8 protein-coding genes are annotated in these 9,143 nt (G+C 54.1%); 4 read left to right on the forward strand and 4 right to left on the reverse strand.

The genetic code is table 11. The annotated features are described in order from the left end of the window. Window positions 1-11: 11 nt before the first annotated feature. The 3 genes from JQC72_RS15495 to JQC72_RS15505 all read right to left on the reverse strand — a co-directional run bounded on the left by JQC72_RS15495 (window position 12) and on the right by JQC72_RS15505 (window position 3,072). Complete coding sequence (locus tag JQC72_RS15495) at window positions 12-1,517, reverse strand: monocarboxylic acid transporter (protein ID WP_205497234.1); 1,506 nt, start codon at window positions 1,515-1,517, stop codon at window positions 12-14. Beyond that, window positions 1,514-1,834 carry a DUF485 domain-containing protein gene (locus JQC72_RS15500; protein ID WP_302104931.1) on the reverse strand — a complete coding sequence of 107 codons (321 nt, stop codon included), beginning with the start codon at window positions 1,832-1,834 and terminating at the stop codon, window positions 1,514-1,516. The genes JQC72_RS15495 and JQC72_RS15500 overlap by 4 nt, the downstream gene beginning before the upstream one ends. 608 nt (window positions 1,835-2,442) lie before the next feature. Then, a complete protein-coding gene (locus JQC72_RS15505; RefSeq protein ID WP_205497238.1) occupies window positions 2,443-3,072 on the reverse strand; it encodes a LysE family translocator in 630 nt (209 codons plus the stop codon). A 345-nt stretch (window positions 3,073-3,417) separates the two neighbouring features. On the opposite strand from JQC72_RS15505, the gene JQC72_RS15510 reads away from it, so the two are divergent. Genes JQC72_RS15510 through JQC72_RS15525 form a run of 4 tightly spaced genes read left to right on the forward strand, consistent with a single transcriptional unit; the run spans window position 3,418 to window position 6,959 of the window. Further along, a complete protein-coding gene (locus JQC72_RS15510) occupies window positions 3,418-4,275 on the forward strand; it encodes an electron transfer flavoprotein subunit beta/FixA family protein (protein ID WP_205497240.1) in 858 nt (285 codons plus the stop codon). After that, complete coding sequence (locus JQC72_RS15515) at window positions 4,272-5,360, forward strand: electron transfer flavoprotein subunit alpha/FixB family protein (RefSeq protein ID WP_205497241.1); 1,089 nt, start codon at window positions 4,272-4,274, stop codon at window positions 5,358-5,360. The genes JQC72_RS15510 and JQC72_RS15515 overlap by 4 nt, the downstream gene beginning before the upstream one ends. Before the next feature lie 16 nt (window positions 5,361-5,376). After that, window positions 5,377-6,684 (forward strand): FAD-dependent oxidoreductase, encoded by a 1,308-nt coding sequence (locus JQC72_RS15520; protein WP_205497243.1) that lies wholly within the window; start codon window positions 5,377-5,379, stop codon window positions 6,682-6,684. Beyond that, on the forward strand, window positions 6,681-6,959 hold the full coding sequence (locus tag JQC72_RS15525; protein WP_205497245.1) for a ferredoxin family protein: 279 nt from the start codon (window positions 6,681-6,683) through the stop codon (window positions 6,957-6,959). The genes JQC72_RS15520 and JQC72_RS15525 overlap by 4 nt, the downstream gene beginning before the upstream one ends. Before the next feature lie 527 nt (window positions 6,960-7,486). On the opposite strand, the gene JQC72_RS15530 is transcribed toward JQC72_RS15525, so the two are convergent. Beyond that, window positions 7,487-8,680 (reverse strand): SDR family oxidoreductase, encoded by a 1,194-nt coding sequence (locus tag JQC72_RS15530; RefSeq protein ID WP_419179880.1) that lies wholly within the window; start codon window positions 8,678-8,680, stop codon window positions 7,487-7,489. Between the last annotated feature and the right edge of the window lie 463 nt (window positions 8,681-9,143).

Below are 9,143 nucleotides of genomic sequence, written 5' to 3' on the forward strand. Positions count from 1 at the left end.
TAAACGCCCCTCTATTCCGCACCGATCCCTGTCTGGGAGCGCACGTACAGTTCGGTAAACTTCCGCTCGGCTTCCGGTTCGCGGGATAAGAGCGTGCCCAATACGGCGCCGAGCATGCCGAGCGGTACGGACAGGATCGCCGGATTTTTCAGCGGGAACAGGGCTTGATCGGGTTCCATCAGGTTGGGACTGACCAATACGAGCAGGATGGAACTGATCAATCCGGTGAGGATGCCGGTGACAGCCCCCGCAGTGTTGAAGCGCTTCCAAAAAAGACTGAACACGATGACCGGCAGGTTGGCACTGGCGGCCACGGCAAATGCCAACGCCACCAAAAAGGCGACGTTTTGTTCTTTGGCGATCAGGGCCAGGATGATCGATACCACCCCCACACCGATGGAAGCCCATTTCGCGACGCGCATTTGCTCCCGTTCCGTCGCTTGCCCGCCACGCAACACATTGGAATAGAAATCGTGGGCGAACGCTCCGGCGGCCGAGATCACCAGCCCGGCTACGACGGCCAGGATCGTTGCAAAAGCCACGGCGGAGATGAAGGCGAGGAAGAAGTTGCCGCCCAACGCTTCCGCCAGCAGGGGAGCGGCCATGTTTCCGGCCTTGTCTGCGGCCATGATCTTTTCCTGACCGACCAGCAGTGCCGCACCGAATCCGAGGAAGGTCGTCATGATATAGAAAAAACCGATGATGACCATCGCCCAAGCAACGGAAATGCGGGCTTCTTTGGCGTTGGGGACGGTATAGAAGCGAATCAGGATATGGGGCAATCCCGCCGTTCCGGCGAGCAGGGCCAATCCGAGTGAAAGGTTATCCAGCGGATTTTTGTACAGTTTGCCGGGTTCCAAAAACGATTGCCCGTATTTGGCGGACACTTGGTTGAACATCTCCACGACGCTGAAACCGAAATGGCCGAGCACCAGCAGACTGAGCAAAATGGTTCCGGTCATGAGAAGAACGGCTTTCACAATCTGCACCCACGTTGTGGCCAGCATTCCGCCGAATGCGACGTACAGGATCATCAACACGCCGATGAGAATGATGGACACTTCGTATTGCAGCCCCAGCAACAGCTTGATAATCCCGCCCGCACCGACCAATTGGGCAATCATATAAAAGGTGGAAATGGCCATCGTGGAAAGTGCGGCCGCGGATCGGACCGGTTTCGCTTTCAACCGGTACGCCAGCATGTCCGCCAAGGTGTACCGTCCGGAATTGCGCAACGGTTCGGCCACGACGATCAGCACGACGAGATAGGCCACCAGCCAACCGACCGAGTACAGAAATCCGTCAAATCCGTTTAAAGCGATCAACCCGGCAATCCCAAGAAATGAGGCGGCGCTCATATAGTCGCCGGAGATCGCGATCCCGTTTTGCCAACCGGAGATGGAGCGGCCGGCCGCGTAAAAGTCGGTGGTGGTTTGCGTCCGTTTCGAAGCCCAATACGTGATGCCCAGCGTCAACAGCACGATCACGGCGAATAAGGTGAACGCCATGGTATTCATGAGGCTTTCTCCTTCCGTTTGCAGATCATTTCCTCGATCAGGCGATCCATGCGGTTAGCGTGGCGAATGTAGAGGAAAGCCAACACCCATGCCATGAAAAACTGCGACAGGGCAAACAGATAGGCACCGTTCATCGAGCCGAAAACCGGCGTGTTGAGAAAACGGAAATACCCGGTCAATATGGGAAGCGCGAAATAGTAGAGAGAGAAAAATACGACGGAACCTATCATGAATCGTCTTTTTCGTTTCATCAATGCGCGGAACTCGGGTGAACGGGCGATTTGTTCCCAATCGGTGCGGTGTGAACCGGTTGTCATACAGGACCCTCCTTTAGCGCTTTTATTCATAAATATTCGGTTTAGTTACTATATAACAAAAATTCTTTAAATGAATCAAGAAGAAAAACCTATCAAAGAGTCTGTGTCGCTGATCCGTCAGTGAGTTGACAGAAATGGATTTCTTTCATCTCGCGGCGACCATAGGAAGTACCCTTGGGGTCTTTGCATCATGGGATGAATGAAAGCTTTGCCCGTGACCCCTTTCACGGGGATTGTCGGGGCAAGCACGAGATGTTGGCATATCATTGAGCTGTACATATCCTGCGGCAGTGGGTTTTTGTACGTTATGGCAGGAGGTTCCGGTGGTGAAGACGGGTAAAATCATGAGCGCGAGAAAGGGGAACCGGCGTACCGGTAAGAGGTACGCCGCCCATTCGGGATACATGCAGCGTTGCTGTGGAACTGCACGGGACGGGTTGATGACACACCCCTGAACCCGGGCGTTGTCCCAAGCGGAAACGGACTGCGGACGCCAACGACCCAGGAAACCCACATCTTCAGACGTGTGGCGTGTCAACAAACACACTCCCGTCCTGAAGCACCGACATCGGGCTGTGGCAAGTTGTGTCTGATCAGTTTTCACAGGGTTACATCCATTGACTGACAGCCAGCCATAAGATCCGGACTGCGAAAAACATGAGGACGGCTCCCAACAATCGATCGGACCAATGACGATACCGATGATACACCTTGCGGAAACGGGGGGAGGAGATAACAGCGGCCAGCAAGATAAACCATCCGCCTACCGCCACGATATTTTCCAAACCGTACATCCAGTAGTACCATTGCGGATCTCCCGGCCGTAAAAACTGGGAGAATATCCCCAAAAAATAGAGTGCCGCTTTCGGGTTGAGTGCATTGCACAAAAAGCCTTCCCGAAATCCTTGCCATCCGCTTTTGGTTTCGGTGATGTCTCCCTTTCCCTCCCAATCCGTTTCGGTGGCAGGACGGGAACGGATCGCCTGCGTACCCAACCATGCCAGATAAGCCGCTCCTGCCAGTTGAATCACGGTGAAAACGGCGGGTGATTGCTTCAAGATCAGTGCATATCCGCCGACGGTGTAAGCGATATGGATGGTCAGTGCCGCGGCGATCCCCAGTGCCGTGGCAATCCCGACCCGTGCTCCGCAACCCAAACTGTTGCGTGTCACGATGACAAAGTCCGGTCCGGGTGAAATCGCGCCCAGCAAACCGATGAGAAAGACTTGGAGAAACATCTCTCACACTCCCGTCATTTATCGCGGTTCATTCTTCATTATAGGGTACAGGAAGTGAACCTCCCAGGGTGTGACCCGAACATGCCGATACCGATCTCACTCCCATTACCATACAGTTTTCTTTTTTCAAACCGTGGCAGGAGATTCGAATCATAATGCAGAAGAGTACTATTGTTAAATAATTGTCGCAATTCGTCGATTTAAGATGATATGCTCCTCATTGAGAAAGGGGTCACGAATGGATACGCGGATTCACACATAGGTTGATAAAAAGTCTGTTTCTTCCAAGGGGTCTTTATCTTATGTCTTGTTACAAGTTTCACAAAAAGGAGAGGAGGCGAAAACATGCTGCACATCGTCTGTTGTGTGAAGCAGGTGCCGGACAGCAGGGAAATCCGGATCGATCCCAAGACCAACACGCTGATCCGGCAGGGCGTTCCGGCTATCGCCAATTTTTATGACATGCATGGGCTGGAAGAGGCACTGCGCATCAAGGACCAATATGGCGCCCGCATCACCGTGGTCTGCATGGGACCACCGCCGGCGGAGAAAACGCTGAAACAATGCATTTCTCTCGGGGCCGACGAGGCTGTGTTGGTGACGGATCGCCGGTTTGCCGGGGCGGATACGCTGGCCACCTCCTATGTGTTGGCCAAAGCGATTCAAAAGATCGGGGAAGAGTGGGGTCCTGTCGATCTGGTATTTTGTGGAAAGCAAACGTTGGACGGCGACACCGGGCAAGTGGGACCGGGAATCGCCTGCCGTCTGGATCTGGAGCAGTTGACGTATGTGGAAAAAGTGGTGGGCATCGATTTGGAGAAACGAACCATCACGGTTCACCGTCACCTGGAAGATGGTGTGGAAGTGGTGGAAACCAAGTTGCCGGCACTGTTGACAGCGCTTAAAGAGTTGAACAAGGTGCGCCGGGCGAGCATGCCGGGCATGCTCAGAGCCGCACGTTTCAAGCCCGTGATCTGGACGGTGGACGATTTTCCGGACATGGACAAAAAGCAAATCGGGCTGAAAGGCTCCCCCACGATCGTTGCCAAGACATGGGTACCGGAACAAAAGCCCGTCAACGGGGAAATCGTGCAAGACCAATCACCGCAGGAAGCGGCCGCATTTCTGGCCGATCGTCTGTGGTCGACGGATTTGCCCGATAAATTGGGATGGAACCAGCAGTCGGAGGAGGTGTCGGCATGACGGAAAAGAAAAAAGCGGCACAACCAAACGACATTCCGGACTGGTCCGAATACCGCGGGGTGTTGGTGGTGGTGGAGCAGCGGGACGGCGTGGCCAAAAGCGTGTCGTGGCAACTGCTGGGCATCGGTCGGAAGCTGGCGGAGAAGCTGGAGGTGGAAACCATCGCGCTGGTGATGGGCCACCGGGTGGGCCACCTGGCGGAAGAGGCGATCCATCGGGGAGCCGACAAGGTGTACATCTGTGACGATCCCGTGTTGTCTGTCTACCGAACCCGCCCCTACAGCCGCGTCTGCCTGCAATTGATCCGGGACATCAAGCCGGAGATCGTGCTGATGGGTGCCACCTACACCGGACGCGACCTGGCCGGAGCGATCGCCACCCATTTACCGACGGGACTGACGGCGGACACCACCCAGCTGGACGTGGAACCCCATCCCAGCCGGTTGTTGCTGGCCAGCCGACCCGCTTTCTCGGAGAAAATGGTGGCCACCATTTTGTGCAAGCAGTACCGCCCGCAGATGGCGACCGCACGGGCGGGCGTGTTTGAGGCTCTGCCGCGCGACCCTTCCCGTAAGGGGGAGATTATCCCGATTACTTGCGAGATGAAGGAAGAGGAAATTGCGGCACGGGTGCTGGACTTCATCCAGGATGAAAAGCGGGTCAATCTGGAAGACGCTGACGTGATCGTCGCTGGCGGCCGCGGATTGGGCGGTCCCGGACCTTTTCGCCTGCTAAAGGAGCTGGCCGACGCATTGGGCGGTGTGGTGGGTGCATCCCGGGCGGCAGTGGATGCCGGCTGGATCGGCCATGAACATCAGGTGGGGCAGACCGGACACACGGTGAGACCCAAATTGTACATTGCCGTGGGCATTTCCGGAGCGGTTCAGCATCTGGTGGGCATGCAAAACGCCGACGTGATCGTGGCCATCAACAAGGACCCTGATGCGCCTATTTTCAAGGTCGCTCATTTCGGGGTCGTGGGGGATCTGTTTCAAATCGTTCCCGCATTGACGGAGGAAGTGAAAAAGCGGAGAGGACTTCCTTTATTCAAAGCGGAAACAAACGACCCGGTCGCGGCGGGTTAACGTGAGGAGGGAGAGAATGGCCAACGAAAAATTTGACGCCATCGTCGTGGGAGCGGGTCCGGCGGGGAGTGCGGCGGCCTACACCATGGCCAAGGCGGGATTGTCCGTGGTCCTGCTTGAACGGGGGGAATTTCCGGGGGCGAAAAACTTGTTCGGTGGGGTGCTCTACCGCAAACAACTGGAGGATGTATTGCCCGATCAGTGGCACAAAGCGCCGGTGGAGCGTCATATCGTCGAACAGCGGATCTGGCTGATGGGAAAGGATTCGGCGGTTACGTTCAGCCACAGAAACGAAGCTTACAAGGAACCATACAACTGCTGGACTGCCCTTCGCGTGAAATTTGACCAGTGGTTCGCCGCTCAGGCGGAAGCGGCGGGGGCCTTGCCCATTTACGAGACGGTGGCCACTGAGCTGATCACCGAGGGGGATCGCGTGGTCGGGGTACGCACCGATCGGGAGGACGGCGATCTTTACGCGGACGTGGTGGTGATCGCCGACGGTGTCAATTCTCTGTTGGGTAAACAGTTGGGCATCCACAAGGAATGGCAGCCGGATGAGGTTTCATTGGCGGTGAAAGAGATCATCGCCCTGCCCAGGGAAAAGATCCAGGACCGTTTCAATCTGGAAGGAGATGAAGGCGTCACCATCGAGTTTATGGGCGAGACGTCGTTGGGGATGGCCGGGATGGGCTTCCTTTACACCAACAAGGATACGTTGTCGCTCGGCATCGGCGTGATGGTGAACCATCTCAAAAAGAAGAAGATCAAGCCGTACGAACTGCTGGATCATGTGAAAAAGCATCCGATGATCCGACGGCTGATCGAGGGAGGGGAAACCAAGGAGTACTCGGGACACCTGATCCCCGAGGGCGGATGGAATTCCGTTCCTCCGCTCAGCGGAAATGGTTGGTGCATCACCGGGGATGCTGCCCAGCTCGTCAACTTTGTGCACCGGGAAGGGTCAAACCTGGCCATGACATCCGGACGTATGGCGGGAGAAGCGGTGATCGAGGCCAAAAAGCGGGGGGATTTTTCGCGTGAGACGCTTCGCCTGTACGATCAGAAGGTGGCCGATTCTTTTATCCGCAAGGATTTGGTCAAGTACAAAGGTATGCACCAGATTTTGAAGGAAGAGGACCCCGAGTTGTTGTTCAACCGCCTGCCGCAGGCGGTAAACCGGGCGGCGTACGAAATGTTTTTGGTTGACGGAGTCCCCAAAGGCGAAAAGCAGAAAAAAGCCATACAATATCTCAAACAGGCAGCAGGGGGAACCTGGAATCTGCTCAAAATGGGCGTGAAGGGATGGAGGGCGATGAACGGATGAGCAGCAGCATTGCGGAGAAGTTGTTTACCATCCGGTACAAAGTGGACGATCAGTCCCATTTGATCATCAAGGATCAGCAGGTTTGCCTGACATGTGAGACCAAGGAGTGCACCCATTTTTGTCCGGCGGACGTCTATGACTGGACGGGAGAGATGACCACCGTCGCGTTTGAGAATTGCATCGAGTGCGGTACGTGCCGTATCGGTTGCCCCTATTACAACATCGAGTGGGTATATCCCAAAGGCGGCTACGGCATTACGTACAAATACGGTTGAGATCACATCATCTCCGGTTTCCGACAGGAAGCCGGTTTTTACTGACCGCTATCATCCTCCTGTATGAAACGGGGAGATGATAGCGCTTCAGGCGAGGCAAGCAGTGTGGAGCGTGACAGCGGAGAGAGTACGGAATCGATGGCATTCTCTTTCTTTGGCCTTATAAAAAGCGAGCGGAAAAACCCGGGCCTTCAGGGTTGGGATGAAAGCGAGCGTCGGACGTGGGAGGGATTCAGCTCTCGCAAGTCCGACATTGTTGCGGTCAGATTGTAAAGAAGACATGAAAAGAACGTCCCCATCGCTGCTCATGCGGATATGTGGCAGACAGAGGTGTCAATGCCGCAAGAAATATCCTGCATAGAGCGATGGGAACCGTTCCTGAACCGAAATACGGACAATCAGAATAAAACCTTTTCCAGGCTTGGACAAAGCCTTCGTGGATGGATGTGGGTTGCCACGCCGGATGAAGCGAGAAGTCCACCGGCGACCAAAGGGAGTGCTCTTGGTCTTCGGCCGTGTGGAGCAAGTCACAAAGATTGTGAATGTTGCCTGGCGGATTCTTTTCCGATATGCCAGTGATGTCCATGGTAGCCTGCTTTTTCACCACGTGCGTTCTTTTTATCTCTCTGATCCACAAGAATCATTTTGTCCGGGTCGTGCCGGTGTTGTTTGTAGAAATCAACCGCTGCCTTGATGTAATCCGAGAAATCGGGGCACGCCACGCCGGACCCCTCCAGATCGTTCAACGCATGTGTGCAGTCATATTCTGCTTTCAGGTTGAGGTAATCAATGGTCTCTTTTTCCACCATCACCCATTTGCGAAACGCGGGTATGGAAAGCAATCCGTACACAAGTGACAGGGGAAGCGTGAATGATGGTTTTTTGTCAATCAACGCTTCGCAGATCATCCGATACGCGTCCTTCGCATGGTACGGGCGCGGGTCGGTCAAATGATATACTTTGTCTTCTCCTTTTGGATGATGTGCCAAATAACAGGTTGCATCGACCACGTAATCCACGGGGACCAGATTGATCAGCGCTGTCCCCTTCCCGATATAGGGAATCGGCCAATTGGCGAACTTGTCCAAAAACCGCATGATGAAGTAGGGACCATCGAATTTTACGGTTTCGCCGGTTTTGGAATCCCCCATCACAATGCCGGGTCGAACGATCGTGGCAGGAACTTTGTCGCGGATTTTTTGCACTAGCACTTCTGCCTCAAATTTGGTTGACTCATAGAAGTTTTTGAAGGATTGACCGCAATCCAGTTCCGTTTCCAAAATTCTTCCGGATCGGGTCCCCGATACGTATGCGGTACTAAAATACACGTATCGTTGCAGTTTCGCCAATTGTAACACCCACTGGTTCACATTGTCTGTTCCAACTACGTTCACCCGATAAGCCACATCTTGAGGAACCGCCAAGTCGTAAATGGCGGCGAGGTGAAATACATGCGTTACGCTTTCCCGGAGTCTCTGCAAAGTCGGTTCATTCATCCCCAGATTTTTTAACGTGATATCGCCGGGGATGACAGTAAATTTGTCTGATGCTCCGAAATCGTTTTCCAAGAGGTGGATTTCTGTTTTCGCCTTGTTCAATTGACTGGGATGGACTAACACCTCAAATCGGGAAGCCGGGTCTTGAAGAAGTAATTTCCTGATCATTTTGGATGCAATAAAACCCGGGAATCCTGTGATGAAATACGTTTTTTGCTTCAACACCTTTCCCTCCCAAAGTGTTCTGAGCGGATATGGCCCTTCACAGAAGGGCGGTTGGTTCCAATCTGTTGGGACATGGGGAAACTTGCAAAGAGTTCAGGTGGCCGTGATCATGAAATGCATATCCGGAGCCATGATGATGGACAAGGAGGCGTAGAGGATTGGATACGTGATAACAGTAATGGCCAGCGAAATCATTCCGCCTGATCCCCGGAGCAGTCGATGTGATCGCCGATACTCCACAAGATCAGCCAGTCAACTGCTCACCGCCTACGCTAACGCTTAGAGGCGGGAGCTTGTATCTGTCCAGTAGTGCGAGCGTCTTTCGACTCCTACCTTAGAGTGACGATACATCAAGGCAGGTTGACAGCTACCCGTCCGACACAAGTCATACTTGTGCCGACACTGCACTCAGGTACTCAATTCCCTTTCTGTGCAGATTCATGGCTCCAATGCGGTCATCATT

Origin of the sequence: Polycladomyces zharkentensis (assembly GCF_016938855.1) — a bacterium.
Lineage (GTDB): Bacteria > Bacillota > Bacilli > Thermoactinomycetales > JIR-001 > Polycladomyces > Polycladomyces zharkentensis.

Bases quoted from the DNA above. Each gene is read 5' to 3' on its own strand.
- JQC72_RS15515 (WP_205497241.1), top strand. From the start codon at position 4,272: ATGACGGAAAAGAAAAAAGCGGCACAACCAAACGACATTCCGGACTGG.
- JQC72_RS15510 (WP_205497240.1), top strand. From the start codon at position 3,418: ATGCTGCACATCGTCTGTTGTGTGAAGCAGGTGCCGGACAGCAGGGAA.
- JQC72_RS15525 (WP_205497245.1), top strand. From the start codon at position 6,681: ATGAGCAGCAGCATTGCGGAGAAGTTGTTTACCATCCGGTACAAAGTG.
- JQC72_RS15520 (WP_205497243.1), top strand. From the start codon at position 5,377: ATGGCCAACGAAAAATTTGACGCCATCGTCGTGGGAGCGGGTCCGGCG.
- JQC72_RS15500 (WP_302104931.1), bottom strand. From the start codon at position 1,834: ATGACAACCGGTTCACACCGCACCGATTGGGAACAAATCGCCCGTTCA.
- JQC72_RS15495 (WP_205497234.1), bottom strand. From the start codon at position 1,517: ATGAATACCATGGCGTTCACCTTATTCGCCGTGATCGTGCTGTTGACG.
- JQC72_RS15505 (WP_205497238.1), bottom strand. From the start codon at position 3,072: ATGTTTCTCCAAGTCTTTCTCATCGGTTTGCTGGGCGCGATTTCACCC.